Origin of the sequence: Streptomyces sp. NPDC058240, assembly GCF_042882135.1 — a bacterium.
In the GTDB taxonomy this organism is placed as follows: Bacteria; Actinomycetota; Actinomycetes; order Streptomycetales; family Streptomycetaceae; genus Streptomyces.
The window spans coordinates 354,140-380,329 of the sequence record NZ_JBHVWT010000001.1; the positions used below are offsets into that span (position 1 = coordinate 354,140).

Genomic DNA, 26,190 nt, shown 5'->3' on the forward strand with positions numbered 1-26,190 from the left:
GCGTCGGGTCCGCCGATGACGGGTGGCACGGAGTCAGTCCCGCGACAGGAGTTGCCGATGTCCGTCCGCAGAATCGTCCCCAACATCCGCACCGCCGGTGGCCCCGCCGCCGAAGGGATGGAGCGGAGCGCGGAGTTCTACGGCCTGCTGGGCCTCCAGGAAGTCATGAACCACGGCTGGATCATGACGCTCGCCTCCGCCTCCCACCCCACGGTCCAGCTCAGCATCATGGGCGCCGACGCGACCGCCCCGGTCACACCGGACATGAGCATCGAGGTGGAGGACGTGGACGCGGCCCACGCGGCCATGCTGGAGAGCGGCGCCGAGATCGTGTACCCGTTGCGCGACGAGGAGTGGGGCGTACGCCGCTTCTTCGTCCGCGACCCGAACGGCCGCGTCGTCAACGTGCTGGGCCACCGCTGACGGACCCCTGCCCGGCCACGCCGTCGCCGTCGTACGGGAGGATCTTCCGCAGCAGGCCCCTGGGGTGGCCCCGCTTGCGCCACTCCCTCGGGTAGCCGATGGAGACCTCCTCGAAGCGCACTCCGTCGTACCAGGTCGTACGGGGGATGTGCAGATGGCCGTAGACCATCGCCGCCACGTTGAAGCGCCGGTGCCAGTCGGCGGTGAGCCGCGTGCCGCACCACTGGGCGAACTCGGGGTACCAGAGGACCTCCATCGGTTCGCGCACCAGGGGCCAGTGGCCGGCGATGACCAGCGGGACCTCCGGGTCATGTGCCGCGAGGCGCCGTTCCGTCTCCACCACCCGAGCCCGGCACCAGGCGTCGCGGCTCGGGTACGGGTCGGGGTGCAGCAGGTACTCGTCGGTGCACACCACCCCCGTCCGGCGCGCGTACGCCAGGGACTCCTCCTTGGTCGTGGTGCCCGGCGCCCGGAAGCTGTAGTCGTACAGCACGAACACGGGCGCGACGGCCACCGGCCCGCCGGGGCCCGGCCACAACGGGTACGGGTCCTCCGGAGTGGCCACCCCGAGGCTCCGGCACAGCCCGACCAGGTGCTCGTACCGCTCCTGGCCCCGCAGCCGGACCGGATCGCGTTCCGGCGTCCACAACTCATGGTTCCCCGGGGTCCAGATCACCCGGGCGAACCGGTCCGCGAGCAGCCGCAACGCCCACTCCACGTCCGCCATCCGCTCCGCGACATCACCGGCGACGATCAGCCAGTCCTCGTCGGAATCGGGCCGCAGGGACTCGATGACGGGGCGGTTGTCCGCCACCCCCACATGAAGGTCGCTCACCGCCAGCAGCGAGCCGGTGCTTCCATCGGTGCGATCGGACATGCAGATACCTTCCCGCCGAGATGCTTGAACGAAATACTGCCCCACCTCGGACCGGCCCGGCTGCCGAAACTGGCGGCCGGAACGAGCGGAGGCATGATGGAGACGTCCGTGGACGCGGCGCGGGACCGCCGGCAGGGCCGTGAGAGGGAGCTGAGAACGAGGTGGACGGCAAGACCCTCCCTGGCGCACCCGGGCACAACGGGCTCCCGTTCGCGGACAGCGCGGCCGGGGCCCTGCTCGATGCGGACGGACTGATCATCGGCTGGACACCCGCGGCGGCGGAGCTGTTCGCGCTTCCGACCGAGCAGGTCTGCGGCCGTCCCGCCCTGGAGCTGCTCGCGGACCCGGCGGCCGGTCCCGAACCGCCGGCCGGATACCAGGAGACCGCCTGGTCCGGCGAGGCCGTGGTGCGCACCGGCCGGGGCGAGGACCTGGGCATCGTCTTCCACGCGCTGCCGCTGGCGTCCGCCGACGGCGCGACCGGGTACCTCGTGCTCTGGGCCCCGGTCGGGACGGTCGACCGCTGGCGGCAGGACCAGGCGTTCACCCGGGAACTCTTCCTGCAGGACCGGCTGGGTCTCGCCGTGTTCGACGCGGAGCTGCGGCTGGTCAGGACCAACACCCAGCTGCTGCCGTACACCGGCCTCCCGCCGGACCTGCGCAACCGGCGCCTGGGGGACTTCCTGCAGGCCGAGGGCGCCGCGGCGGTCGAGCGACGGCTGCGCGAGGTGCTGCGGACCGGCCGGCCGCTGATCCTGGCGGAGGAGACGGTACGGACCATCGAGGATCCCGGCGGCGGGGTGGTGATGGCCATCTCGGCGTTCCGGCTCCAGGCACCGGACGGGCAGGTCTTCGGCGTCACCGCACTGTTCACGGACGTCACCGAGCAGCGCCGCTCGGACGAGCGCCTGGCGATTCTGCATCACGCCACCGCGGCCGTCGGCGGATCGCTGTCCGTCGCCGGTACCGGTGAGGAACTGGCCGCCGTGCTGGTGCCCGGACTGGCCGACCTCGCCGTGGTGGAGATCGCGGAGTCGGTGTTCACGGGCGAGGAGCCCGCTCCCGGCGAGGACGGGCTGCTGCCGCTGCGCCGGACCGCGGCGGCCGGGGAGCGGGCGGCGGAGGTGCCGACCGGCACCGTGGTCCCGGCCGATGCCGACTGCGCCCCGGCCGTCGGTCGTTCCCCGGCGTCGATGACCGCCCCGCTGCGGGCCCGGGGCATCTTCCTCGGCCGGGTGACCGTCCGGCGCGGCCCCGATCGGCCCGGCTACGCATCGGCCGACCTGGACCTCCTGTGCGAGATCGCCGCCCGTGCGGCCCTCGCGCTGGACAACGCCCGCCGCTACACCCGGGAGCACCGGGCAGCCGTCGGCCTGCAGCGCAGTCTGCTGCCGCCCGCGCAGGCCGAGACCGTCGCCGTGACCACCTCCGGCTTCTATCTGCCGGCCGATACCGCCACCGGCGTCGGCGGCGACTGGTTCGACATGATCCCGCTGTCCTCCGCCCGGGTCGCCCTGGTCGCCGGGGACGTGGTCGGCCACGGCCTGGGGGCCACCGCCACCATGGGGCGGCTCCGTACCGCCGTCCGCACCCTCGCCGACCTCGATCTCGAACCGGACGAGCTGATGGTCCATCTCGACGACCTGGTCTCCCAGCTCCGCGACGAGCCCAACGAACCCGACGAACCCGACCGGCCCGGCGCATCCGGCGGACCCGGCGGACCCGGCGGACCCGGCGGACCCGTTCGGCCCAGCCGGCCGGACGCAGGCGGGGCAACCGGCGGCCACCGGGCCGACCCGATCGGCGCCACCTGCCTGTACGCCGTCTACGACCCGGTCTCCCGGCGCTGCGCGATGGTCTCCGCCGGGCACCCCCCGCCCGCCGTCGTGGCCCCGGACGGGACCGTCTCGTACGTGCCCCTGAACCCCGGTCCGCCGCTGGGCGTCAGCGGTCTGCCCTTCGAGGTGACAGAGGTCGAACTGGCGCCCGACAGCCTCCTCGTGCTCTACACCGACGGGCTGATCGAGGGACGCGACAGCGACCTCGACGAGGGCATGGCCGAACTGAGCCGCCGGCTGTCCCGGCCTGGCACCACCACCGCACCGCTGCGGGAGCTCGGCCAGGAGATCGTCTCCGGCCGTCCCGCGCACCAACTCGCCGACGACGTCACCCTGCTGCTCGCCCGCACCCACGCGGTGCCGCCCGGGAACACGGCGGTCTGGCCCGTGGACGCCGACCCGGTCGCCGTCGCCCGGGTACGGCAGGACGCGGCCCGGCAGCTGCGTGCCTGGGGGCTGGAGGAGCTCGTCTTCACCACCGAACTGGTGCTGAGCGAGCTGGTCACCAACGCCATCCGCCATGCCGGCGGCCCGGTCGAGGTGCGGCTGATCCGTGCGGGACAGCTGACCTGCGAGGTCTCCGACCCCAGCGCCACCCAACCCCGCATGCGCCGGGCCCTCCTCACCGACGAGGGGGGCCGCGGCCTGTATCTGGTCGCCCAGCTCACCACGCGCTGGGGCAGCCGCTACACCCGGCGCGGCAAGACGATCTGGGCCGAGCAGCCGATCCCGGACACCCCGCACGCCCCTCATGCTCGGAGCGGCTGACCCACGCACGCTCGAAGCGGCTGATCCATCCGCGTCTTCATCGGCCGCAACCCGATGCCTCATCACCCCATGGTCGCGAAAGCCGCCCCCGACTGCCAGGCGGATACGCGGAAGTGGCCGATCACACCTTCCCTCCGCGGGCTCGGCGCTCTCCGCGCTCTCCATACCATCGCGTGGCGAGTCCGCCGGGCGCGCCGTACGCCCGGAGCCACCGGTACGGCGCCGGGTCCTCGACGCACGGTTCGTTCCAGGTCGCGGTGGGCTGGTGGACGACCTCGGCGAGGTCGTACCAAGGGCCGTCGGGGCCGTCGGGGCCGTCGGCGCCCTGGAAGCGGACCCCGAGCGTCGCGTCGAGCAGCGCCGCGACGGACGGACCTCGGGGCGCACGGGGGTCGCCGCACCGACCCGCTCCGCGAGGCGCTCGCCGAGCAGCTCACCGGCGACGCGCCCCAGCGGCCCGGTCAGGACGACGAGCCCGGGGTCGACGACGGCACAGACGGCGGCGACACCGGCGGCGATGCGCCCGACGAGCGCGTCGAGGAAGGCGGCTCCGTCCTCCCCCGCCGCGTGGGCGGCCCGGACGACGGCCGCCGCCGTGCGCCGGTCGAAGCCGTACTGCCGGGCGAGGGCCCGCACCGCCCGTGCGCCCACCAGCGCCTGGAAGCCTCCGGCGTAGGTGCCCTCGGCGGGCCGGGCGGGTGCCAGGGCGCCGTCGCCGAGGGGTAGGTAGCCGATCTCCCCGGCGCCGCCCGAGGCACCCCGCACGAACCGGCCGTCGAGCATCAGCGCCATGCCGACGCCCTCGCCCAGCGAGATCAGCGCGAACGCCTCCTGACCGCGCGCCGCGCCGACGCGGTGCTCGGCGAGCGCGGAGAGATTGACCTCGTTCTCGAACCGTACGGGGTGGGCGAGTTCACAGCGCAGCAGATCCCGCAGCCCGCCTCCCCAGGTGGGCAGATCGGCGGCGAACCCGATCTCGCCCGACCGTGGATCGACGATGCCGGGCGTTCCGACGACCACACTGTGCAGCCCGGAGGCGCACGGGCGTCGAGCCACGCGCCGCGCATCGGTCCGAAAGGCCGTCGGCGGGAAGGGACATGACGCTCTTTCAAACAGGGAGCCTGCCTGTTTGAAACGAACCCTGACCCGGGACCGGCGAGGCCGTCAATCCCGCCGGGAGGTATCCATCGGATCCTTTCCCGTTCGTGACCAGGGGCGCAGTCGCGCTCGTACTCCCCCTCCGAAAGACCGACAGCGGCCGGAGCAGCCTCTTGAGTCCCCCAACGCCCCCATGCTAGAAAACGCTTACCACGCTGGCCTTCCCGCACTGGCTCACTCTTCCCCCGGAGCTTCGATGACATCTGCCTGGTCCCGTCGTGCCCTGCTGGCCACGGGCGGCGGTGCGGCGCTCGCCCTCGGCCTGCCGACCGCCGCGTCCGCGTCCGACTCCGCCTCTCCCTCGGCCCCCTCGCCCGCCACCGCCGCTGCCGGCGCCGCCGACGAATTCGCCGCCCTTCGTGCGAAGTGGCGCGATCTGTACCTGGGTACCGGCTTCAGCCCGACCGCCGAGCCGTTCAAGTCCAAGCTCGCCGACCTCGGCGCCCAGGCCACCGGTTACCGCTCCACGATGGCCCCCGCACCCGGTTCCCTCTGGCCGGACCTGGTCTATCTCGACCCCGACCCGGACACCGACACCGAATCGTTCGGCTTCTCCGCCAACATGAACACCGGCTACAACCGGCTGCGCACCATGGCGGAGGCGTACTCCCAGCCCGGCACCGGGGTCACCGGCGACACCGGCCTGCGGGACGCGGTCATCACCGGCCTCGACCACCTCCACGCCGACGTCTTCAACGAGACGACCGCCCGCTACGGGAACTGGTGGAACTGGCAGATCGGCGCGCCCCAGGCCCTCATGGACACCTGCGTGCTGCTCCACGACGCCCTGACGGACGCCCAGCGGGCCGCCTACTGCAAGGCAGTCGACGAGTTCCTGCCCGACTCCGCCGTCGGCTCGTACACCGGCACCAGCACCGGCGCCAACCGCGTCGACCTGTGCCGCGGCATGATCCTGCGCGGCATCGTCGGTGCCGACGCCGCCAAGGTCACGCTGGCGGTCGCCGCGCTCTCGCCGGTCTTCCCGTACGTCACGACGGGCGACGGCTTCTACCCGGACGGCTCCTTCGTCCAGCACACCTCCATCCCGTACATCGGTGGCTACGGCGCGGTCCTCAACGACGGGCTCGGCCGGCTCTTCGCCCTGCTGCGCGGCTCGGCCTGGGAGATCACCGATCCGGGCAGCCGGCAGTTCCTCGACACCATCGACGCGGCCATCGCCCCGTTCATCTACGACGGCCTGATGATGGACAACGTCTCGGGCCGCGGCATCACCCGCGTCGGCTCCAGCGACCACACCCGCGCCCACGGCGTCATGGCCTCCATCGTGCTGCTCGGCATGGGCGCCGGCCCCGAGGAGAACGCCCGCTGGCGCGCCATGGTCAAGGGCTGGCTGAAGCGCGACTACTACGCCCCGGCGCTCAAGGACGGCTCCCTGAGCCTGGTCAACACCGCCCGGCTGCAGACGCTGCTGGACGACGCGACCGTCACCGCGTCGCCGGAGCCGTCCGCGCACCGCGTCTTCCACAACATGGACCGGGTGACCCACCGCCGCCGCGGCTGGGGCGCCGGTCTGTCCATGGCCTCCGCGCGGATCGCCCACTACGAGTTCGGCAACGGGGAGAACAAGCGCGGCTGGCACACCGGCGCGGGCTGGCTGCAGTGGTGGGGCGACGGCGCGGGTCTCGAGCAGTACTCGGACGCGTACTGGCCGACCGTCGACCCGTACCGGCTGCCCGGCACCACCGCCTCCCAAAAGCGGCTCGCCGACGGGCAGGGCGGCGCCTGGGCCAACCCGGTGCCGGGCACGCAGTGGGTCGGCGGCACCGGCGACGGCGAGTTCGGCACCACCGGCCAGCACCTCCAGGGCCTGGCCAGCACGATGCATGCCCGCAAGTCGTGGTTCTGGCTGGACGACTGCGTGGTCTGTCTCGGTTCCGGCATCACCTCCGCCGACGGCGCCGGCGTCGAGACGGTCGTCGACAACCGCTGCCTCGGCGCGAGCGGCACGCAGCGGCTGCTGCTCGACGGCCGGGCTCAGCCCACCACCCAGGGCTGGACCACCACCCGCACCACCACCTGGGCCCACCTCGACCGGCATGCCGGATACGTCTTCCCGGGCGGCACCGAACTGCACGCGCTGCGCGAGGAGCGCACCGGCGCCTGGAAGGACATCAACGACGGCGGCACCGCCACGCCCAACACCCGCCGCTACCTGACCCTTTGGCAGGACCACGGCACCGACCCGGCGGACAGCACCTACGCGTACATCCTGCTGCCGGGCGCGAGCAGCGCGCGCACCGCCGCGCGTGCCAAGGACACCGGCTGGCTGCAGATCCTCGCCAATGACGCCGGGCGCACCGGCATCCGTGTGCCCTCCCTCGGTTTCACCGGCGTCAACTTCTGGGCGGCGGGCACGGCGGGCAAGGTCACCGCGAGTGCGCCGGTCTGCGTGCAGATCCACGAGAAGCGCGACGGCACCGCCACGATCTGCGTCTCCGACCCGTCCCGCACCGTCACCGGTCTCACCCTCACCTGGCGGCGGCCCGTCAAGTCCGTCCTGTCCAAGGCGGACAGCGTCGGCGACGTCCGGACCGGCTCGTCGGTGACCGTGACCTACGGCGACCTGAGCAAGAGCCGCGGCGCCACGCACACGGTGCGCGTCCGGGTGCGGTGACCGCGGGCCGCGTGCGGTGATCGTGCAGTGGTCACGGGCCGGGCTCCGTGGTCGCGGGTCGGGTTCCGTGATCGCCGGACCGGGCTCCGTGGCCTGCCTGATCGCCGGGCCGGGCTCCGTGATCACGGGCCGGCCCGGCGCGCCCCTCGGGCATCGGCGGGAGATTCTGGATGCCGGGCTTGCGGTTGCCGCAGCGGCAGCTTCTACCGTCCTGACCAGGGCCGGAGAGACCGGCCCGGTGAGGTGATCGTGAGGGGAGGCGGCGATGGTCTGGCCGATCGCGGAAGTCGCCCGGATGTCGGGCGTGACGGCCCGGACGCTGCGGCACTACGACGAGATCGACCTGCTGCCGCCCGCGGGGATCGGCTCCAACGGCCACCGCCGCTACGGGGAGGGCGAGCTGCTGCGGCTGCAGCAGATCCTCGTGCTGCGGGCGCTGGGCCTGGGTCTGCCCGAGATCGGGCGGATCCTGGCCGCGCAGGTCGATGAGGTGAAGGCCCTGCGCGGTCACCACCGCCGGCTCCTCGCCGAGCGCGACCGGATCGACGCGCTGGCCGACACCGTCTCCCGCACGATCACCGAACTGGAGGAGTCCAGAAAGGACGGTGGACCCATGACCGCCATCAACCGACCGGAGAACCTCTTCGAGGGCGTTCGGCCCGCCCAGTACGGGGAGAGCCTGCGCGACTTCCCCGAGCTGGCCGAGGAGATCGGCCGGCACACCTCGACGATGAGCGAGGCGCAGATCGAGGCCGGACACCGCGAGCGCACGGCGCAGATGATCCGGCTGGCCGAGCTGCTGGCCGCGGGGGTGCCCGCCGGGGCCGATCCGGTGCAGGCCGAGATCGAGGCCCAGCACCGGGCCCTGACCGCGCTGCGGAGGGTCTCCGCCGAGGAGTACCGCGCGATCGGGCGTTCCTGCGTGGAGAACGAGCAGTGGCGCGCGGCGTACGAGTCGATCGCGCCGGGCCTGGCCGCGTATCAGCGGGACGCCATCGAGGCGTACGCCGCGAACCGGCTGAGCTGAACCGGACGGGGGTGCCACCGCGGGAACGGGTCCGCGGCGGCACTCCCCCGCCCCCGCCCCGGCCCCGGCCCCGGCCCCGGCTCACCCGATGTCGTCGGGCCCGCGCCGGAGGCCGGCTTCGAGCAGGGCCACCAGGTGCCCGGCCCGCTCCCGCTCGTTCTGTCGGTCGTGCCCGCCGGTCATGAGCAGGTGGTGGAGGGTCCCGACCAGGGCGAGTGCCGCGGCGGCAGTGTCGGCTCCTTGGGCGATCCGGCCACCGTGCCGTTCCGCGTCCAGGTAGTCGGTGATCGCGTCCTGGACCGTGTCGAAGCCCGGCGCACCGCCCTCCAATGCCTCCCGGATGCGCAAGGACGCCGCGGGACGGCTGAGTGCCAGGCCGGCGACGGTGGGGCCGGCCGAGGACAGCAGCGCGAGAGCGGTACCGAGAAGGTTCTCCGCGACGGTGCCCTGCCCCGCCCTCCCCCGGAGCTCCTCGGCGTGCCGGGCCACTCGCGCGAACCGGTCCAGGACCAACTCCGCGACGAACTCGTCCAGTCCGTCGAAATGGGCGTGCGGGAGGCCCTTCGCACAGCCGGCCTCACCCGTGATCGCCCTGCTCGTCAGGGCTCCCGGGCCCGGCGCAGGCTCGTCGACCTTCTGCGCCCCCACGAGCGGGAGGGGGCGCTCCAACTGCTCACCACCGCCTGGCTGGTCACCGCCCGACGGCCCGGGTGACCGGTGGGCGGCGTCCGCTGCCGGGGCGGACACCCGCCCTCGGCAGCGGGCGCCGCCCGGCCGCGGTCATCGGCGGACAGCCGCCCCTTTTCAGGCTGCGCCCTTTTCCGACGTTTCGCCGCCGCCCACGCCCTCGGCGGCGGGTGCGGGTGCGGTGCGCAGGGTCAGCAGGGCGGCGAGGGCGCCGGCCACAGCGAGGGCCGCGGCTCCCAGGAAGGCGGCGGAGAAGCCGTTGGTGAGGGCCACCGGGTCCCCGGGTTCGCGGGCGCCGTGCGCGGCGGCGAGTGCGGTCATGGCGGCGAGGCCGAGGGCGGAACCGACCTGGTAGCTGGTGTTGACGATCCCCGAGGCGAGGCCGCCCTCCTCCGGGCGGGCGCTGGAGAGCGCGGTACCGAGCGACGGGATGAACGCCAGCGACATGCCCACCGCCGAGAGCAGGGACGCGGGCAGGACGTCGACGAGGAAGTTCCCGTCCGGACGGGCGAGCGAGAGCCAGAACATGCCCGCACCGAGCGCGAGGAGCCCCAGGACGATGAGGGGCTTGGGCCCGAACCGGGAGATCAGGCGGGGCGCCAGGACGATCATCATGATCATGATGGCGACGGTCATGGGCAGCAGCGCGGAGCCGGAGGCGAAGGCACCCAGTCCCAGGACCTGTTGCAGGTAGAGGTTGAGGAAGAACCACATGGGTATCCACGCGGCGGCCATGAGCAGCTGGGCGATGTTGGCACCGGCCAGGTTGGGCGCCCGCCAGATCCCCAGCCGCATCAGCGGTTCGCGCCGCCTGGACTGGATCGCGACGAACGCGACGATCAGTGCCGCACCGGCCAGGAGGACCAGCCAGGTCTCGGCGGAACCCCAACCGGTCTCGGGAGCACGGACGATGGCGTAGACGGCGGCGGCGAGACCCGCCGTGACGGTGACCGCGCCGGCCAGGTCGATCGAGCCGCGTCGTCCCGTACCCGAAGGCATGACGGCGGGCGTGGCGGCCAGGACGATCAGGGCGACGGGGATGTTGATGTAGAACACCCAGGGCCAGCTGGCGTACTGGGTGATGACCCCGCCGAGGAAGACTCCCGCGGTCCCGCCGGCCGGGGCGGCCGCGCCGTACAGGGCGAAGGCCTTGCCCAGCTCCTGGGGCCGTGAGCCGAACAGCGTCATCAGCAGGGTGAGGGCGGACGGGGCGATCAGCGCGGCGCCCACGCCCTGCAGGGCCCGTCCGGTCAGCTCGACCCAGACCTCGCCCGCGAGGCCCGCGGCCAGGGAGCCCGCGGCGAGGACGACCCATCCGGCACTGAACAGGCGCCTGGCGCCGAGCAGGTCCGACAGCCGCCCGCCGAGCAGCAACAGCCCTCCGAAGGCGACGACATAGGCGTTGAACACCCACGACAGGTTCTCCTGGGAGAAGCCCAGGTCGGCCTGCATCTCGGGCAGGGCCACGCCGATGATCGACGTATCCATGATGACGATGAACTGGGCCAGAGCGATCAGGGCAAGCGCGGACCATCTCCGCGAATCGGTTGACGCGGTTGATGCGGCTGACACGGCCATTGCAAGCACTCCTATACGGGAGGGGGGTATCTATGCGTCGTGAATATACCCCATGGGGGTATCAATGGCCAGCGTTGGCGACACGAGGACGAGTGGCGGGATCCAGTCGGAGCCGAATGACCCACCGAGCCTTCGTTCGATAGCTTGGGCAAGGAGTTGACGGATCATCACAAACTCTTGTCAACCAGATGGAATCCGCACGGAAAAGGGCAAAAAATGACAGAGACGTATCGCGCTGTGGAGTTCTCGGAGTACGGAGGTCCCGAGGTCTTACGCGTGGTGGACCGCGAGCTGCCCCACCCGGGTCCCGGGCAGGTACTGGTGGAGGTCCGCGCCGCCGGGGTGAATCCGCTGGACTGGCAGCTGCGCAGCGGGGCCGTCGCGGCGATGATGCCGGTGGAGTTCCCCTCGGTGCCCGGCGGCGATGTCGCCGGTGTCGTGGCGGAGGTCGGTGCGGACGTGACCAACTTCGCCGCGGGCGACGAGGTCTTCGGCTCGATCGGCTCCGGAGGCTACGCCGAGTTCGCACTGGCGCCCGCGGCACAGCTCGCGCGGAAGCCCGAGGGCGTGTCCTGGGAGGTCGCGGCCGGACTCCCGGTGGCCGTCAACACGGCGTACCAGGTGCTCGCGGACCTCGGGGTGAAGGCCGGGGAGACCCTGGTCGTGGACGGGGCCGCCGGCGGCGTCGGGTCCGTGGCCGTGCAGATCGCCAGGCATCTCGGCGCGACCGTGATCGGTACGGCCGGCGAACACAATCACGCGTATCTCCGCTCGCTCGGCGCCGAGCCCGTGACGTACGGCGAGGGCTTCGCCGAGCGGGCCCGCGCCGTCGCGGTGAAGGGCGTGGACGCGGCGTTCGACGCCGCCGGGAAGGGCTCGCTGCCGGCCCTCGTCGAACTGACCGGCGCCCCGGAGCGCGTGGTCACCATCGCCGACCACCGGGCGGCGGAGCACGGCGTGCGCTTCGTCTTCGCCGGCCCCGACGCGATCCGTGAGCGCCTTGAGCAGGCGGCCGCACTGGTAGTGAGCGGCGGACTCACCCTGTCCGTGGCGAGGACGTACCCCTTGTCCCGGGCCGCCGACGCCCACCGGGAGAGCGCGGGCGGCCATGTACGCGGCAAGCTGATCATCACGCCGCACTGACGGAAGAAGCCGCCCCACCAGCAGGCTGCGGCCATCACGCCTATCGTTAAAGGATGATTAAAGCCGAGCATGAGACCGGTCCCCAAGGGGCGCTTGTCTGCCCGGTCTGCAAGCAGCCCGTGACCGCGGTTGTGAAGAGACGGCACAAGAGTCTCGGAATCTTCGTACCCGTGTGGCACCCCGGCCCCTGCCACAACCCCGAATGCCCCGAATACCTGGAGGCCCCGGCCCCGGAGCAAGCCGACCACCAGGACACCTGACACGGCCGAGTCCGGTGAGTCGCCCGCCTCCCGGCGTGCGGCTCATCGGGCGCGCCGCGAATCCGGCAGTACGCGCTCACGGCGAGTGTCCCCAGTCCGACGGAAAAGGGCCCTTGGCCAGGAAATTCACTGACCAGGGACCCCTGTGGCAGACGAGTCGGGCTGTACGCCGGGAACAGTCACCGCAACGCTATGACCTGCACGAAAATGAAGGAAGGACACTTCCGTGGCTACCTTCATGGCTACGTAAGGAGACGCCCCGTCCAGGTCAGCCCGGACGGGGCGTCGTCGTTCCGGAGGTCAGAAGGTCTGCTCGACGCGCTCGAAGATGTCCGCGTCCGTCTCTTGCTGCCAGGCCGGCAGGTCGGCCCAGTCTGCGACGTATCCGGGCTTCGGGTCCTCGAAGTGCTTGAACATCTGGGCGGTCCAACAGATGGCGACGAAGCGGCCCTTCTACTCGCGGGTGAGCCGTGCGGCGTGCCCTTCGCTGATCCTGATGAAGTCGCGCACCTGTCCGTACACGGCGGCGGCAGCTTCGCGCTCCCACTCGGGCGTCTCGTCCCACGGCGTGAGGTAGCCGGGCTTCGGTTCACCGGGGTAGTGCCTGGTCACCCCGGCGATCCACGCCTCGCGGAAGATCCGACCGTCACTCATGCGCGTGTCCCTCTCGTCATGCGGTACGCGGAAGCGCCGCGATTCGATGATCCAGGTCCGAGACTCGGCCATCGGCCATGAGCGGGGCAAGACGCCCTCGAAGTCCGTCCAGCTTCTTGCCGATGAATCCCGAGTTCGACCGGTCGGCCAGGCCGAGCACTGCCTCCGCGTACTGCACGACCTGATCGACGTCGCCCCGGTGGGCCCCGAGGACGGCAAGGTCACTCAGGACTGCGGCACGACGGCGCAGAGAGAGGGGTTGGGCAAGGGCTGCGGTGAGAGCGTCCTCCGCGAGGTCGGGGCGGCCGAGCTGGAGGCAGCAGGCCCCTCGTTCCTCGGGGAGGCGGGAACCGTCGAAGCGGAGCCAGCCACCATTGTGGGAGTGGCCGTCGAGGGAGTGCACTTTCTCGGCTTCGTCGAGAGCCCGGGCGCAGCCGTCGATGTCGCCCATGGCCGCGTGCACCTGGGCCTGGACGGCGGAGACCCAGTGTCGGGTGGACAGGGCGCTGTCGCCCCGCCGGGCGATCCGGGAGGCCACTGCCAGCAGGGGCTGGGCAGCAGGCGCGCGGCGGGCGTACAGCTCGACGTAGGCGTGGCGGGTCATGGCGCAGGCCCAGAGGTCGTGGTCACCACCGGCATGGGCGGCGTTGGCGGCCAGTGTGTAGCACTGGGCGGCGTCGGTGTACCGGTTGGCGTCGAAGAAGAGTTCACCGGCGAGCTGGTAGAGGTCGGCCGCCATGGTGCACAGCCGGGCCCGGTCCGCTGCGGTGCGCGCCTCGGCCAGGCCCTTCGTCAGGACGTCGAGTTGCCTGCGGACCGCTGGGAGGACGGCCTGCTTGGAGTCCGAGAGGGTGAAGACCTGCCACAGGCTGCGATGCAGATCCTCCCCTGACTCCAGGAGCGCCGCCGCCGTATGCCCCTGAGGAACCTCGCCTGAATCGGGAAGGGCGACCAGCGCGCTTGTGACAGCGAGCAGACCCAGGACATCGCGGCGCTTCATATCGTCATCTTCACCGTGGAGGAGGGTTGGGGTGTCAGGGAGCACGGCCGTTTCGGCCAGCTGTTCTTCGACGAGAAGCCCTTCCAGCCCGGAGAGGGTGAACTCCCAACAGGCCGGCGATCTTGGGCCGTTGGTGCGGCTGCGGTGTGGCACGGCCACCCTCCCAGCGGATCACGGTGGACACGGCCACTGTGAGCGCTTCGGCGAATTCCTCCTGAGAGTAACCCTGCGACGCTCGCCGGTCGGCAAAACGCCTACGTCTTAATGCCATTGGTCTCCCCTCACGAAGAGCACCTTCCCCGCTTGCACCACCCAATGCCCGGAAAACGCCTGGGAGGTGCCCGGGGTCCGCTCTGGGAGACGGTAACGGATCGTCGTTCACTGGTCACATGCCGCTCGGAGGTCAAAGGACCTCCCGGACGGCTCCCCATACGAGAGGAGCGACCGCGTGACGACCTCCGAACTGCCCCGCAGAAACCCTGGCTCCAGCGGCCGTACGTGCACGCCGCCGGAGCCCCGGCCGGGTGCGCCGAGCCGGGCTCTGCGGGTACGGGCGGCTGGCGGCTGGCGGCTGGCGGCTGGCGGCTGGCGGCTGGGAGAGGTTCATGCGCCGCGTCGAGACCCGGCAGGAGACGGAGACGTGAACCCGGTCGGCCCCGACGGCTACGAGCAGCACCCGCTCCTGAACACGAACGTCCGCGACATCGCCTCACGCGGGGAGGGTGTGCTCGTCGCCGTCACGCACGAGCTCCACAACCACGGCACGATCCGGGTCGCGCACATCCGGCCCGTGTCCGGAGTCGAGTGGACGACCGCCGCCGACAACATCCAGGCCGCTCGCCTCTGAGCCGCTGCCCGCAGATCGCCGTCCGCACCCAGACTCCGCCCCCACAGGCGGCCATCCGGCCCAGCCTGCCGAGGGCGAACGCCCGCCTCCGGTATGACTTCCGATCCCATGCCAGACGTCACGTCGGGGGTGGGCCATCAAGTGCCGGACCGCACAAGACGGTCCGTGACAGGCACGGCGAGCGGTTCAACAAGCTGATGGACGACGCGTCCGACAAGGCGACCTTGTCGACCTCGGACTGGCACAGACTCCCACCCGGCCGCCGACCGGCGTAAGAGCCTTCGGCCAGCGGGCCGAGCATCACTTCGCCCAGCCGGGCGAAGTGAATCCGGCTGGAGGGTCCTAGATCCGCGAGTTGCGCAGCGACTGCCACGCAGCGCCGGCCAGCGCCCGCGTCGCCTGCGGGAGAGACAGCTCCTCGTGCTCGCGGTACAGCTCCCAGTTGTACCGGACCAGCGACAACTTGTTGGAGGACAGCGATCCCGCCTGGTGGGACCTGTACACCGCAAGCGGCTCGGGCAGACCCCGGGCGTCAGCGCCGTCGCGCATGATCGACAGCCACAGGGCGTAGTCCTGTCGCTTCCGCATCTCCGGCATCAGCCGCGTGCCGAGGACGGTGCGGTCGTACATGGCGGTCAGAGCGCCGATGTGGTCCCGGACCAGCATCGCGCGGTAGTCCACGTATTCCCGCGCCCGGACCACGCGCCCGTTCGGGATGAAGTCGATGCCCTCGCCCTCGTAATCGGCGTCCATCTTGAAGTACGAGGTGAACGTCAGAGGCGCACTACCCGCCGCAGCAAATTCGATTTGCCGCTCAGTCTTCTCCGGAAGCCACATGTCGTCACTGTCGAGAAAGGCGACGTAATCCCCCCGGGCCCGCTCGATAGCGAGGTTGCGTGCCCGGCCGGCACCGCCCTGTTCCGGTGCCGATTCCGGCAAGACGCGCTTGTCCTGCCGGGCGAACTCCATGAGCAGGTCCATGGAGCCATCGGAAGACTTGTCGTCGGTGACCAGCAGCTCCAGGTCGCTGTGGGTCTGCGAGAGCACCGACCGAACCGCTGTGCCAAGAGTTGCTGCCGAGTTGTACACGGGCATCACGACGGACACCAGGGGCACAGCGCTTCTCCTTGCTAGGCCAAAGACGACGGTCCATTCAAGCACTGGAATTGTGAGGGGAGCTGCCATGCATGTTGTTGTCGCTGGTCAGGGCTACGTGGGGCTGCCGCTGGCCGTGCGCGCCGCAGAGGTGGGGCACCGTGTCATCGGCTACGACGTGGACGATCGCCGGATCAAGCGGCTGGCGGTCGGCGAGTCGTACGTGGAGGACATTCCCGCCGAGCGGCTGCGGCCGCTCCTGGACAGCGGGGCATACCTGCCCTCGGCCGAGCCCGGGGACGTGGCAGGCTTCGACATCGCAGTCATCACCGTGCCCACCCCGCTCCGGGACGGGGTACCCGACCTCTCGTGCATCGAGTCGTCGGCCCGGCTGCTTGCGCAGCACCTGCGCCCCGGGGCCACCGTGGTTCTGGAGTCCACCACCTATCCGGGCACCACCGAGGAACTGCTCGCCCCGCTAACTGCTCGCCCCGCTACTGGAAGAGGGCTCTGGCCTGCGGGCGGGCGAGGACTTCCACCTCGGCTACAGCCCCTAGCGAATCGACCCGGGCAACCCGCAGTGGCGGCTGGAGAACACCCCGAAGGTGGTTTCCGGCACCACAACCGAGGGCCTGGCGGCGGTGAATCGCTTCTACGGGCAACTGGTCGAGCGCACGGTGCCGGTCTCCTCCTGCAAGGAGGCCGAACTGACCAAGCTGCTGGAGAACACCTTCCGGCACGTGAACATCGCCCTGGTCAACGAGCTCGCCATGTTCGCGCACGACCTCGGCATCGACGTCTGGGAGGCGATCGACGCCGCCTCCACCAAGCCGTTCGGCTTCCTGCGCTTCGCCCCTGGCCCGGGGGTCGGCGGGCACTGCCTGCCGATCGACCCCTCCTACCTGTCCTGGCGGGTCGAGCGGGCGCTCGGCCAGTCCTTCCGCTTCGTGGAGCTGGCCAACGACATCAATAGCCACATGCCCGACCATGTGGTGCGCCGGCTCGGCGAGGCGCTCAACGAACGGCAGCGCTCGGTGAAGGGCTCCCGGGTGCTCCTGCTCGGTCTCGCGTACAAGAAGAACACTGGCGACGCGCGGGAGACGCCTGCCGCGCGGGTCGCCGACCTGCTGGCCCGGATGGGCGCCGAGGTCCGGGCCGCTGACCCGCACGTGGTGGTCGGGGTGCACGTCCCCGAACCGGTCATCCCGGGGCAGCAGGCGGCCGAGCACGACCGGCAGGGCGACCCGTTCGCCGCCGTCCGTCGGGTCGAGGCGACGCCGGAGGAGCTGGCCACGGCCGACGCGGTGGTGCTGCTCACCGACCACGACGAATTCGACTACGGGGCAGTGGAGCTGCACGCCCAGTACGTGCTGGACTGCCGGAAGCGGCTGTCCGGCGCGAACGTCGATGTCCTATAGGCGTCGGCGCTGGAGGTCACCGCCCGCCAGAACGGGACCAGGCAGTTAGCAAGCTGCGCCTCGCGCTTTGAAACCGAAAGGGGCCCCTGACCAGGCAAAACGCCTGACCTGGGGCCCTTCCTCGGCTTACCGGCAGACGAGTCGGGCTGTACGCCGGGTTCTGTCGCCCGGTCGCCTCGCGGCGGCCGGGGAGACGGCCATCCATCTAGGACCGGCATTGCTGCCGGTCTCGTGCGGTCTACCCGCGAACTCGGGCGGGCCGCCCTCGATCATTCGCGCAGGGCCGTCTTGCGACGGCCCCTCTTGACCTTGCTCCGGGTGGGGTTTACCTAGCCGCCTGAGTCACCTCAGGCGCTGGTGGTCTCTTACACCACCGTTTCACCCTTACCGAGGACCGAAGTCCCTGGCGGTCTGTTTTCTGTGGCACTGTCCCGCGGGTCACCCCGGGTGGCCGTTAGCCATCACCCTGCCCTGTGGAGCCCGGACGTTCCTCGGGGAGATCCGAAGATCCCCACGCGGCCGTCCGCCCGGCTCGTCTGCCGTGCCGACCATGCTACCCGCCTGGTGGGGGCCGCCGGACGGCACCGCGTTCAGATGAGTTCCTCGGTCTCCAGATCGAAGGCGAACGGCGCCGGAAGAGCGAGCCGCCTGCCGAACGGGATCGTGCAGTGCTGGCGGTAGTCGTCGCCCTCCGGGTCGCTGAACAGCGTCAGCGAGGACTGCTCCCGGTCGACCAGGAGGTAGAGCGGGATGGGTCCGCGGGCGTAACAGTGGCGCTTGTCCGTGCGGTCCGCCCGGGGCTTGGTCGAGGTGACCTCGACGACGAGGGCCACCCCCTCGCACGGCATCCAGGGATCGGCTCCCCGGTACAGACGCAGTTCGGTGGGGGCGAAGGTGCCGTCGGGAATGACGTGGTTGGCGGGGCGTCCTTCCCCGCTCCGCAGCTTCAGCCCCTTGTTCGCGGAGAAGGCCATACCGGATCGGGCACGCCTGACCACCTGCGTCAGGATGAGGCTGAGGCAGTCCTCGTGGTCCCCGTCCGGCGGCGGCGTCACGACGATGTCCCCCTCGATCAACTCGGCCCGGAAGCCCTTCGGCGTATCCAGCGCCAGAAAGCCCTCCAGCAGGACGTCCGCCTGCATGAGGGGTTCGTGCGGCTTGGCAGTCATGTCGCACCCCTTCCTCGGTCGCTCGCCAGATTGGGACATCGGTGGATCAGTTGTTCGTGAGATGGGGGTGCTTCCCTCGATCGTGGCAGCAGGACCGCGCGGAGTTGTCGGATGCGGTGCGCGCGGTGAGCGCTTGACCCTGCCGCGGCGTCAAGGTTTCTACTGGGCCCATGCGCATCGGAGAGATAGCCGCGCTCGTCGGGGTCACCTCGCGGGCGATCCGGCACTACCACCACATCGGGCTGCTTCCCGAGCCCGGACGCCGGGCCAACGGCTACCGCGTCTACAGCGTGCGGGACGCCGTGGTGCTGGCCCGGATCCGGCGGCTCACGGAGCTCGGGCTCGGGCTGGACGAGGTGCGGGACGTGCTCGCCGACGCGGCGGGGCGCGAGCTCATGGAGGTGCTGGCCGAGCTGGACGCCGATCTGGCCCGGCAGGAGAGCGGGATCCAGGAGCGGCGGCGACGGCTGGCCCGGCTGCTGGACGGGCCGGTCTCCGCCGAGGAGCCCGTGTCGCCGGCTCTCGCCGAGCTGCTGGGTACGGCCCCGACGACCGGCTCCCCCATGGCCGCCAAGGACCGCGAGCATCTCGTACTGCTGGACACCACGGGCGTCGGCGGCGAGATCCACGCCGCCCTGGCACCGCTGGCCGACGACCCGGCCGTACACGCGCTGTACGAGCGGCTGGACGCGCTGGCCGCAGCCCCCGTGGACGATCCCCGGATCCCTCCGCTCGCCGCCGAACTGGCGGCTGCCGTGCCGGACGGGGTGCTGGCGGCGATCCCCTCGGGCGGCCCGGTCATGACCGGGCTCGGCGAGGCGCTGCTCGACGACTACGCGCCCGCGCAGGCCGAGGTGGTGCGCCGGGTGATGGCGGCCCTGACGGCGCGGGTGGCGGGGAGGGGGACGCGATGAGCGTGCGCCGCCTCGTCGGGCACGAGATGCGCTCCCTGCACAGTCTCGGGCTGTGGGTGCTGCGACGGCGTCACGCCGTTCCCGAGGGCGCCCTCGCCGTCCCGTACACCGGGCCGCAGACCGCGATGATGTACGGCCTGCTGTTCGTCTCCGTGATCGAGACGGTGATGCTGGCCCTGCTGGTGCCGTGGCCGGTCGTGCACGGGATTCTGCTGGTGCTCGATGTGTACGGGGTGGTGTTCGTCCTGGGCCTGCATGCCGCGTGCGTGACCCGGCCGCATGTGGTGGACGCCGACGGCGCGCTGCGGATCCGCTACGGCGGGCTGTTCGACCTGCGGATCCCCGCCGGTGCGGTCACCGGGGCGCGGGTCGAGCGGCGCTTTCCCGAGGGCGGGCCGGTGCGGCTGGGCGCGGACGGGGTGCTCGACCTGGTCGTGGGCGGTCAGACGACGGTGACCGTGGAGCTGGCCGGTCCGGTGGAGTTCGTACGGCCGCTGGGGAAGCGGGAGCGGGCGCGGGTGGTCCGGTTCCACGCGGATGATCCGGGTGGAGCCGTGGCCGCGCTCACGCGGGGGCGAAGAGCACCTTCGCCGAACCAGGATCCGCCCGGTCCAGCCTGACCCGCAGCCGCTCCCCCAGCGGGAGCTTCGCGTCGCCGCCCTCGATCCGGGCGACGACGGCCGGGTCGTCGATGTGGACGGTGCCGGTGGTGGGTTCCTGCTCCGACACGTCGACCACGTACGCGTCGAAGATCTCGCCGATCCGGTCCTTGAGCAGCGCCGCCTCGACCAGGTCGACGCACTCGCGCTCGACGGTGTTGGCGCGCCTGGTCCCGTCCGCCATCTCCTTCGGCAGGCCGGGCAGCGCGGCGCGGACCCACTCGGGCGGGTCCTGTTCCGCGACGGCGGCGAGGCACAGCTCGGCCGCGTAACGGTCGACGAGCCGGCGCAGCGGGGCGGTGCAGTGCGTGTAGAGGTCGGCGACGGCGGCGTGGACGGCGGGGGTGGGGAGTTCACCGTGCTCGAAGACGGTGTAGCCGGCGCCGCGCAGCAGGGTGGTGCACTCCTGGAGGAATGCGGCGTGGTCGGCCCGCCTCGGGTCGAGGGAGCGGACGACCTGGGCGTACGGGACGTGGTGCGGCCAGTCGATGTGCAGCGCCTCGGCGGAGCGGCGGAGCCGGGCCACGGCACCGTCCGGGGCGACCGGCAGGGTGCGCAGGATGCCGGTGCCGGTCTCGGTCATGAGGTGGGCGGCGGCCATGCCGGTCAGCAGGGAGAGCTGGGCGTTCCAGCCGTCGGCGGGCAGCGGGGCGCGGTATTCGAGGCCGTAGCCGCCGTCACGCTCGACGATCTCCTGCTCGGGCACGTTGAGGGAGATGCCGCCGCGGGCGACCTCCTGCTCCTCACGGAGCCGTCCGATGTCGCGGAGCAGGGCGAGGGGTTCCTCGGCGGTGCCGGTGTCGATCTGCCGCTGGACGCCCGCGTAGTCGAGCTTGGCACGGCTGCGGACGAGGGCCCGGCGCACCGAGGTGGCGACGGCGCCGCCCTCGCTGTCGAGGTCGATCCGCCAGAGCACGGCGGGACGGGTCCGCCCTGGCAGGAGGCTGGCGGCCCCTTCGGAGAGCAGGGTGGGGTGGAGCGGCACCTTGCCGTCGGGGAAGTAGAGGGTCGTCACCCGGCGGTGGGCCTCGGTGTCGAGCGCGCCGCCGGGGCGTACGAAGGCGGCGACATCGACGATGGCGTAGTGCACCCGGTAGCCGCGTCGGCGGCGTTCGAGGTACAGGGCCTGGTCGAGGTCGGTCGAGGTGGGCGGGTCGATGGTGAGGAACGGCAGGTCCGTCGCGTCCTCGTGGGCCGATACCGCCGGGTCCTTCGCCGCCTGCGCCGCTTCGGCGAGGACCTCGGACGGGAAGTCGTCGGGAAGGCCGAGCTCGGTGCGCAGTTTGCGCAGGGACCCCCTCAGCGGGGTGTCGGCCGGCCCGGTCATGCGGAGATGGCGGCGGGGCATGGACCGAGCGTATGGCGGGGCGGGGCGGGCGGCATCCCGGGTGACGGCCCGGCCGGTCCCGGTGTGCCCGTACGCTGGCGCGGGGGCCTGGGGACTTTCGAGCGGGGAGGCCCTGGTCCCGCCCCGACCGTGCGTACGAAGGAGAACCGCCGTGCTCGTGCTGTTGCCGCCCTCCGAAGGAAAGGCCGCCTCGGGGCGCGGGGCGCCCCTGAAGCCGGAGTCGCTGTCGCTGCCGGGCCTGGCCGGGGCGCGGGCGGCGGTTCTCGACGAGCTGGCCGAGCTGTGTGCGGCGGACCAGGAGAAGGCCCGCGACGTGCTCGGGCTGAGCGAGGGGCTGCGCGGCGAGATCGCGAAGAACGTGGAGCTGCGGACGGCCGGGACGCGTCCGGCCGGGGAGATCTACACGGGGGTGCTGTACGACGCGCTGGACCTGGCCTCCCTGGACGCGGCGGCCAGGCGGCGGGCCGGGAAGTCGCTGCTGGTCTTCTCCGGGCTGTGGGGCGCCGTGCGGGTGGGCGACCGGATTCCTTCGTACCGCTGCTCGATGGGTGTGAAGCTGCCGGGCCTGGGCGCGCTCGGGGCGTACTGGCGGGGCCCGATGGCACAGGTGATGCCGGAGGCGGCCGGGGACGGGCTCGTCCTGGACCTGCGGTCCTCCGCCTACACCGCGGCCTGGAAGCCGAAGGGCGAGGTGGCGGAGCGCACGGCGAGCGTGCGGGTGCTGCACTCCCAGCTGGTGGACGGGGTCGAGAAGCGGTCGGTGGTCAGCCACTTCAACAAGGCGACGAAGGGGCGGATGGTCCGCGACCTGCTGGTCTCCGGAGCGCGCCCGAAGGAGCCCGCGGAGCTGGTGGAGACCCTGCGCGGGCTCGGGTACGTGGTGGAGGCCGAGGCTCCGGCGCGGGCCGGGCGGGCGTGGTCGATCGATGTCGTGGTGACGGAGATCCACTGAGCCACCGGCCGCTCGCGGTGCGATCACCACACCGCGCGCGTTGCATCATGCGCAACGCTCGTTGCGTACGGTGCGTACGTCGCGGCAAGATGAGCGCATGACCTCCTCTGTGCTGGACCTTGCCCCCGTCGTGCCCGTAGTCGTCCTGGAGGACGCCGCCGACGCGGTGCCGCTCGCCCGCGCCCTGGTCGCGGGCGGGCTCCCGGCCATCGAGGTGACGCTGCGCACCGCCGCGGCGCTGGACGCGATCGGGGCCATCGCGGCCGAGGTGCCGGACGCGGTGGTCGGGGCCGGCACGGTGATCTCCGTACGGAACGTCGCCGACACCGTCGCCGCGGGGGCCCGGTTCCTGGTCAGCCCCGGCTGGACGGACAGCCTGCTGGACGCGATGAAGACGTCGGGGGTGCCGTTCCTGCCGGGTGTCTCCACGACGTCCGAGGTGGTCGCGCTGCTGGAGCGCGGGGTCACCGAGATGAAGTTCTTCCCGGCCGAGGCGGCCGGCGGCACCGCCTACCTGAAGGCCCTCTCCGCACCGCTGCCTCAGGCCCGCTTCTGCCCGACGGGCGGCATCTCCCTCGCCTCCGCGCCGTCCTATCTGACGCTGCCCAACGTCGGCTGCGTGGGCGGCAGTTGGATGGTCCCGGCGGATGCGGTCGCGGCGAAGGACTGGGCGCGGGTGGAGCGGCTGGCGAACGAGGCGGCCGGGCTGCGCGGCTGACCGCCGCCGGGCCGCCCCGGGTGTCCGCCGTCGGCTACCGCAGGTGCGACGTGTCGTTGAGCAGGCGGACCGACGCGTTCCCGTCCGCGTAGTACGCCACCGCGGAGACCGAGGCCGCCGAGAGTTCCATCCGGAACATGGCTTCCGGCGGGGCGCCGAGCGCCAGTCGGACCAGGGTCTTGATCGGCGTCACATGGGTGACCAGGAGGACCGTGCGGCCCGCGTAGCGGGTGGTGAGGCGGTCGCGGGTGGCTCCTACCCGGCGGGCGACCTCGGCGAAGCTCTCGCCGCCGCCGGTGGGGGCCGCCTTCGCGGAGGCGAGCCAGGCGTCCAGGTCGTGGCCGTGACGCTCACGTACCTCGGCGAAGGTCAGGCCCTCCCAGGCACCGAAGTCCGTCTCGCGCAGGCCGTCCTCGATCCGGACCTCCAGGCCGAGCCGGGCCGCCACCGCAGCCGCCGTCTCGCGGCAGCGGCGCAGCGGGGAGCTGACGATCTCCTCGATCGTGCCGCGGGCGGCCAGCGCCTGGGCGATGCGTTCGGCCTGGTGGCGGCCGGTCGCCGAGAGTTCGGGGTCGCTGCCGCCGCTGCCCGAGAACCGCTTCTCGGGGGTGAGGGCCGTCTCGCCGTGCCGGAGCAGTACGAAGGTGGCGGGCGCCCCGAGATCGGGCGCCGCGCCCCAGCCGACCCGGGGGGTCGCCGGGGAGGCCGCTCCCTGCCGGGTGGCCAGGGCCGCGCGGGCCTTGGCCGCGCCCGCCGCCGCGTCACCGGGCGGGCCGGACACGGGGGGCGGGCCTGCGGCCGTCGAGGGCCGGGGGGCGTCGAGGGCGGCCGTCGACGCCGACGGCTCCCACTGCCTGCCGCGCTTGCCCGCGTCCATCGCCTCGTTGGCGAGCCGGTCGGCGTGCTTGTTCTTCTCGCGCGGGATCCACTCGTACGTGACGGCGGAGGCCGGCAGGATCCTGGCGGCCTCCGCCGCGAGCGGCTTCATGTCGGGGTGCTTGATCTTCCAGCGGCCCGACATCTGTTCCACGACCAGCTTGGAGTCCATCCGGACCCGCACCTGGACCGCGCCGTCCGCCGAGGCGTCCGGTACCAGCGCCTTCGCCGCCTTCAGGCCCGCGATGAGGCCCTTGTACTCGGCGACGTTGTTCGTCGCGACGCCGATGTACTCGGCGGCCTCGGCGAGGGTCTCCCCCGTCACCGGGTCGATGACGACCGCTCCGTATCCGGCGGGTCCGGGGTTGCCCCGGGATCCGCCGTCGGCCTCGATGACGAACTGGCGCGGCTGGGTCATTACAGGCCCGACTCCGCCGTACGGACCAGGATGCGGCGGCAGTTCTCGCAGCGCAGGACGGTGTCCGGGGACGCCGCCTTCACGTCGTTGACCTCGGTGATGTTCAGTTCGAGGCGGCAGCCCTCGCAGCGTCGCTGGTAGAGGCGGGCGGCGCCGACCCCGCCCTGCTGGACGCGGAGCTTGTCGTACAGCTTCAGCAGGTCCGCGGGGACGGAACCGGCGACCAGTTCGCGCTCCTTGGTGACGGTCGCGGCCTCCTCGTCGAGCTCCTTGGTCGCGGCGTCGCGGCGGGCGGTCGCGTCGTCGGTCTTGGCCTGGACGGCGGAGACCCGGTCGGACAGCTCGGTGACGCGCTCCTGGGCGGACTCGCGGCGCTCCATCACTTCGAGGACGACATCCTCCAGGTCGCCCTGGCGCTTGGCCAGCGAGGCGATCTCGCGCTGGAGGCTCTCCAGGTCCTTCGGCGAGGTGACCGCGCCGGAGTCGAGGCGCTGCTGGTCACGGGCGGCGCGCTGGCGCACCTGGTCGACGTCCTGCTCCGCCTTGGTCTGGTCGCGGGCGGTGTCGCTCTCCTCGGTCTGCGAGGCGACCAGCAGGTCGCGCAGTTGCGCGAGGTCGCTGGTGAGCGACTCGATCTCGGCGTGCTCGGGCAGCGACTTGCGCCGGTGCGCGAGCTGCGACAGGCGTACGTCGAGGGCCTGGACGTCGAGAAGTCGGATCTGGTCGGCGGGCGCGGCGTTCAGTTGGGGGCTCCAGAAGAGTGGTGGGTGGTGGTGGTCCAGGGGTCGGTGACCTGCTTCGAGACATGGACCCGCAGGTCCCATCCGTGGCGGTCGGAAATCGCGTCGAGCTGTGTCGCGGCCTGTTCGCACCAGGGCCACTCGGTGGACCAGTGCGCGGCGTCGATCAGGCCGAGCGGGGAGTGCTGGACGGCCTCGGAGGCCGGGTGGTGGCGCAGGTCGGCGGTGAGGAAGGCGTCGACGCCCGCGGCGCGCACCGCGTCGAAGAGGCTGTCGCCGGAGCCGCCGCTGACCGCGACGGTGCGCACCGTCGCCGCCGGGTCGCCGGCGAGCCGGATGCCCTGCGCGGTGGCGGGCAGCCGGGCCGCCGCGCGGGCGGCGAATTCGGCCAGGGTCTCGGGGTGGTCGAGCACGCAGATCCGGCCGAGGCCGCGCCGCCCCTCGGGGTCGGACGGGTCCGGTACGAGCGGGCCCTCGACGCGCAGGTCGAGCGCACCGGCCAGGGCGTCCGAGACGCCCGGGTCGGCGGTGTCGGCGTTGGTGTGGGCGACGTGCAGCGCGATGTCGTGCTTGATGAGGGTGTGCACGACCCGGCCCTTGAAGGTGTCGGCCGCGACCGTCGTCGTACCCCGCAGATAGAGCGGGTGGTGGGTGACGATCAGCTGGGCGCCGAGCCGGATCGCCTCGTCGGCGATCTCGTGGACGGGGTCGACGGCGAAGAGCACACGGTCGACGACGGCGTCGGGGTCTCCGCAGACGGTACCGACCGCGTCCCAGCCTTCGGCCCGCTCGGGCGGCCAGAGAGCGTCGAGCTCGGCGAGGACATCAGACAGACGGGGCACAAGCAAAGGCTACCTGCCCTCCGTGCCCCGTCGCCCATGGCTGTGGGGGGGCGTGCGGGGCGAGACGCACCGCTTTGCGACCACCACTTCACAAGAGAGGACCACACCTCCTCACAAGCCTCCACCCCCCAAATCAAGCCACACCC

The 26,190-nt window shown here is 72.0% G+C and carries 21 protein-coding genes, 1 other RNA gene and 3 pseudogenes; 11 read left to right on the forward strand and 14 right to left on the reverse strand.

Annotated features, from left to right (window positions below; translation table 11 throughout):
* Positions 1-57: 57 nt before the first annotated feature.
* Positions 58-423, forward strand: coding sequence for a VOC family protein (locus ACFVX4_RS01575; RefSeq protein WP_389970785.1), 366 nt, complete (start codon positions 58-60; stop codon positions 421-423).
* On the opposite strand, the gene ACFVX4_RS01580 is transcribed toward ACFVX4_RS01575, so the two are convergent.
* Positions 401-1,300: a metallophosphoesterase family protein gene (locus tag ACFVX4_RS01580; RefSeq protein WP_389970788.1), complete on the reverse strand. Its 900-nt coding sequence runs from the start codon at positions 1,298-1,300 to the stop codon at positions 401-403. The genes ACFVX4_RS01575 and ACFVX4_RS01580 overlap by 23 nt on opposite strands.
* Before the next feature lie 161 nt (positions 1,301-1,461).
* Between ACFVX4_RS01580 and ACFVX4_RS01585 the strand changes: the two genes are divergently transcribed.
* Positions 1,462-3,906 (forward strand): SpoIIE family protein phosphatase, encoded by a 2,445-nt coding sequence (locus ACFVX4_RS01585; protein WP_389970791.1) that lies wholly within the window; start codon positions 1,462-1,464, stop codon positions 3,904-3,906.
* 489 nt (positions 3,907-4,395) lie between these two features.
* Here ACFVX4_RS01585 and ACFVX4_RS01590 read toward each other — a convergent pair.
* Positions 4,396-4,962 (reverse strand): annotated as a pseudogene (locus ACFVX4_RS01590) (ROK family protein); the annotation flags it as partial.
* A gap of 298 nt (positions 4,963-5,260) precedes the next feature.
* On the opposite strand from ACFVX4_RS01590, the gene ACFVX4_RS01595 reads away from it, so the two are divergent.
* Positions 5,261-7,699 carry a polysaccharide lyase 8 family protein gene (locus ACFVX4_RS01595; RefSeq protein WP_389970794.1) on the forward strand — a complete coding sequence of 813 codons (2,439 nt, stop codon included), beginning with the start codon at positions 5,261-5,263 and terminating at the stop codon, positions 7,697-7,699.
* 265 nt (positions 7,700-7,964) lie between these two features.
* Positions 7,965-8,726: a MerR family transcriptional regulator gene (locus tag ACFVX4_RS01600; RefSeq protein ID WP_389970797.1), complete on the forward strand. Its 762-nt coding sequence runs from the start codon at positions 7,965-7,967 to the stop codon at positions 8,724-8,726.
* Positions 8,727-8,807: 81 nt separating this feature from the next.
* Here the strand turns inward: ACFVX4_RS01600 and ACFVX4_RS01605 are convergent, their stop codons facing one another.
* Positions 8,808-9,395, reverse strand: a complete 588-nt coding sequence (locus tag ACFVX4_RS01605) for a TetR/AcrR family transcriptional regulator (RefSeq protein ID WP_389970800.1) — start codon at positions 9,393-9,395, stop codon at positions 8,808-8,810.
* Positions 9,396-9,530: 135 nt separating this feature from the next.
* Positions 9,531-10,991 (reverse strand): MFS transporter, encoded by a 1,461-nt coding sequence (locus ACFVX4_RS01610; protein ID WP_389970803.1) that lies wholly within the window; start codon positions 10,989-10,991, stop codon positions 9,531-9,533.
* Between the two features lie 216 nt (positions 10,992-11,207).
* Between ACFVX4_RS01610 and ACFVX4_RS01615 the strand changes: the two genes are divergently transcribed.
* Positions 11,208-12,134, forward strand: coding sequence for an NADP-dependent oxidoreductase (locus ACFVX4_RS01615; RefSeq protein ID WP_389970806.1), 927 nt, complete (start codon positions 11,208-11,210; stop codon positions 12,132-12,134).
* Between the two features lie 560 nt (positions 12,135-12,694).
* Here the strand turns inward: ACFVX4_RS01615 and ACFVX4_RS01620 are convergent.
* The 3 genes and pseudogenes from ACFVX4_RS01620 to ACFVX4_RS01630 form a co-directional block, all read right to left on the reverse strand.
* Positions 12,695-13,048 (reverse strand): annotated as a pseudogene (locus ACFVX4_RS01620) (hypothetical protein).
* 16 nt (positions 13,049-13,064) lie between these two features.
* Positions 13,065-14,048, reverse strand: coding sequence for a transcriptional regulator (locus tag ACFVX4_RS01625; RefSeq protein WP_389970809.1), 984 nt, complete (start codon positions 14,046-14,048; stop codon positions 13,065-13,067).
* A 34-nt stretch (positions 14,049-14,082) separates the two neighbouring features.
* Complete coding sequence (locus tag ACFVX4_RS01630; RefSeq protein ID WP_389970811.1) at positions 14,083-14,319, reverse strand: multiprotein-bridging factor 1 family protein; 237 nt, start codon at positions 14,317-14,319, stop codon at positions 14,083-14,085.
* Between the two features lie 369 nt (positions 14,320-14,688).
* Between ACFVX4_RS01630 and ACFVX4_RS01635 the strand changes: the two genes are divergently transcribed.
* Entirely contained in the window at positions 14,689-14,895 is a 207-nt protein-coding gene (locus tag ACFVX4_RS01635; protein WP_266419907.1) for a hypothetical protein, read from the forward strand.
* Positions 14,896-15,237: 342 nt separating this feature from the next.
* Here ACFVX4_RS01635 and ACFVX4_RS01640 read toward each other — a convergent pair whose 3' ends face one another.
* On the reverse strand, positions 15,238-16,011 hold the full coding sequence (locus ACFVX4_RS01640) for a glycosyltransferase family 2 protein (RefSeq protein WP_389970814.1): 774 nt from the start codon (positions 16,009-16,011) through the stop codon (positions 15,238-15,240).
* A gap of 67 nt (positions 16,012-16,078) precedes the next feature.
* Between ACFVX4_RS01640 and ACFVX4_RS01645 the strand changes: the two are divergent.
* A pseudogene (locus tag ACFVX4_RS01645) lies at positions 16,079-17,408 on the forward strand (nucleotide sugar dehydrogenase).
* A 133-nt stretch (positions 17,409-17,541) separates the two neighbouring features.
* Here ACFVX4_RS01645 and rnpB read toward each other — a convergent pair.
* Positions 17,542-17,943: RNase P RNA component class A (gene rnpB, locus ACFVX4_RS01650), an RNA gene on the reverse strand.
* A 55-nt stretch (positions 17,944-17,998) separates the two neighbouring features.
* Positions 17,999-18,577, reverse strand: coding sequence for a Uma2 family endonuclease (locus tag ACFVX4_RS01655; RefSeq protein ID WP_389970817.1), 579 nt, complete (start codon positions 18,575-18,577; stop codon positions 17,999-18,001).
* 170 nt (positions 18,578-18,747) lie between these two features.
* On the opposite strand from ACFVX4_RS01655, the gene ACFVX4_RS01660 reads away from it, so the two are divergent.
* Positions 18,748-19,491, forward strand: coding sequence for a MerR family transcriptional regulator (locus tag ACFVX4_RS01660; protein ID WP_389970820.1), 744 nt, complete (start codon positions 18,748-18,750; stop codon positions 19,489-19,491).
* Complete coding sequence (locus tag ACFVX4_RS01665) at positions 19,488-20,111, forward strand: hypothetical protein (protein ID WP_389970823.1); 624 nt, start codon at positions 19,488-19,490, stop codon at positions 20,109-20,111. The genes ACFVX4_RS01660 and ACFVX4_RS01665 overlap by 4 nt, the downstream gene beginning before the upstream one ends.
* Here the strand turns inward: ACFVX4_RS01665 and ACFVX4_RS01670 are convergent.
* The gene (locus ACFVX4_RS01670) at positions 20,056-21,498 is read right to left on the reverse strand and encodes an RNB domain-containing ribonuclease (RefSeq protein WP_389970826.1); all 1,443 of its coding nucleotides are present in this window, start codon (positions 21,496-21,498) and stop codon (positions 20,056-20,058) included. The genes ACFVX4_RS01665 and ACFVX4_RS01670 overlap by 56 nt on opposite strands.
* Positions 21,499-21,649: 151 nt before the next feature.
* Here ACFVX4_RS01670 and yaaA point away from each other — a divergent pair, with 151 nt between their 5' ends.
* Entirely contained in the window at positions 21,650-22,450 is an 801-nt protein-coding gene (gene yaaA, locus ACFVX4_RS01675; protein WP_389970829.1) for a peroxide stress protein YaaA, read from the forward strand.
* Between the two features lie 97 nt (positions 22,451-22,547).
* A complete protein-coding gene (eda, locus tag ACFVX4_RS01680) occupies positions 22,548-23,168 on the forward strand; it encodes a bifunctional 4-hydroxy-2-oxoglutarate aldolase/2-dehydro-3-deoxy-phosphogluconate aldolase (protein ID WP_389970832.1) in 621 nt (206 codons plus the stop codon).
* A gap of 34 nt (positions 23,169-23,202) precedes the next feature.
* Here the strand turns inward: eda and ACFVX4_RS01685 are convergent, their stop codons facing one another.
* From ACFVX4_RS01685 to ACFVX4_RS01695, 3 genes are read right to left on the reverse strand one after another with little or no spacing between them, the layout of a single operon-like run.
* The gene (locus ACFVX4_RS01685) at positions 23,203-24,462 is read right to left on the reverse strand and encodes a bifunctional RNase H/acid phosphatase (RefSeq protein WP_389970835.1); all 1,260 of its coding nucleotides are present in this window, start codon (positions 24,460-24,462) and stop codon (positions 23,203-23,205) included.
* Entirely contained in the window at positions 24,462-25,205 is a 744-nt protein-coding gene (locus ACFVX4_RS01690; protein WP_389972046.1) for a zinc ribbon domain-containing protein, read from the reverse strand. The genes ACFVX4_RS01685 and ACFVX4_RS01690 overlap by 1 nt, the downstream gene beginning before the upstream one ends.
* A complete protein-coding gene (locus tag ACFVX4_RS01695) occupies positions 25,202-26,044 on the reverse strand; it encodes a Nif3-like dinuclear metal center hexameric protein (RefSeq protein WP_389970838.1) in 843 nt (280 codons plus the stop codon). Before ACFVX4_RS01695 ends, ACFVX4_RS01690 begins: the two co-directional genes overlap by 4 nt.
* Positions 26,045-26,190: the final 146 nt, after the last annotated feature.

What these genes read in the sequence shown, in the direction of transcription:
- ACFVX4_RS01610 (WP_389970803.1), bottom strand. Translation starts at nt 10,991, where the DNA reads ATGGCCGTGTCAGCCGCATCAACCGCGTCAACCGATTCGCGGAGATGG.
- ACFVX4_RS01615 (WP_389970806.1), top strand. Translation starts at nt 11,208, where the DNA reads ATGACAGAGACGTATCGCGCTGTGGAGTTCTCGGAGTACGGAGGTCCC.
- ACFVX4_RS01655 (WP_389970817.1), bottom strand. Translation starts at nt 18,577, where the DNA reads ATGACTGCCAAGCCGCACGAACCCCTCATGCAGGCGGACGTCCTGCTG.
- ACFVX4_RS01625 (WP_389970809.1), bottom strand. Translation starts at nt 14,048, where the DNA reads ATGAAGCGCCGCGATGTCCTGGGTCTGCTCGCTGTCACAAGCGCGCTG.
- eda (WP_389970832.1), top strand. Translation starts at nt 22,548, where the DNA reads ATGACCTCCTCTGTGCTGGACCTTGCCCCCGTCGTGCCCGTAGTCGTC.
- ACFVX4_RS01575 (WP_389970785.1), top strand. Translation starts at nt 58, where the DNA reads ATGTCCGTCCGCAGAATCGTCCCCAACATCCGCACCGCCGGTGGCCCC.
- ACFVX4_RS01665 (WP_389970823.1), top strand. Translation starts at nt 19,488, where the DNA reads ATGAGCGTGCGCCGCCTCGTCGGGCACGAGATGCGCTCCCTGCACAGT.
- ACFVX4_RS01600 (WP_389970797.1), top strand. Translation starts at nt 7,965, where the DNA reads ATGGTCTGGCCGATCGCGGAAGTCGCCCGGATGTCGGGCGTGACGGCC.
- ACFVX4_RS01595 (WP_389970794.1), top strand. Translation starts at nt 5,261, where the DNA reads ATGACATCTGCCTGGTCCCGTCGTGCCCTGCTGGCCACGGGCGGCGGT.
- ACFVX4_RS01660 (WP_389970820.1), top strand. Translation starts at nt 18,748, where the DNA reads ATGCGCATCGGAGAGATAGCCGCGCTCGTCGGGGTCACCTCGCGGGCG.
- ACFVX4_RS01580 (WP_389970788.1), bottom strand. Translation starts at nt 1,300, where the DNA reads ATGTCCGATCGCACCGATGGAAGCACCGGCTCGCTGCTGGCGGTGAGC.
- ACFVX4_RS01670 (WP_389970826.1), bottom strand. Translation starts at nt 21,498, where the DNA reads ATGCCCCGCCGCCATCTCCGCATGACCGGGCCGGCCGACACCCCGCTG.
- ACFVX4_RS01630 (WP_389970811.1), bottom strand. Translation starts at nt 14,319, where the DNA reads ATGGCATTAAGACGTAGGCGTTTTGCCGACCGGCGAGCGTCGCAGGGT.
- ACFVX4_RS01685 (WP_389970835.1), bottom strand. Translation starts at nt 24,462, where the DNA reads ATGACCCAGCCGCGCCAGTTCGTCATCGAGGCCGACGGCGGATCCCGG.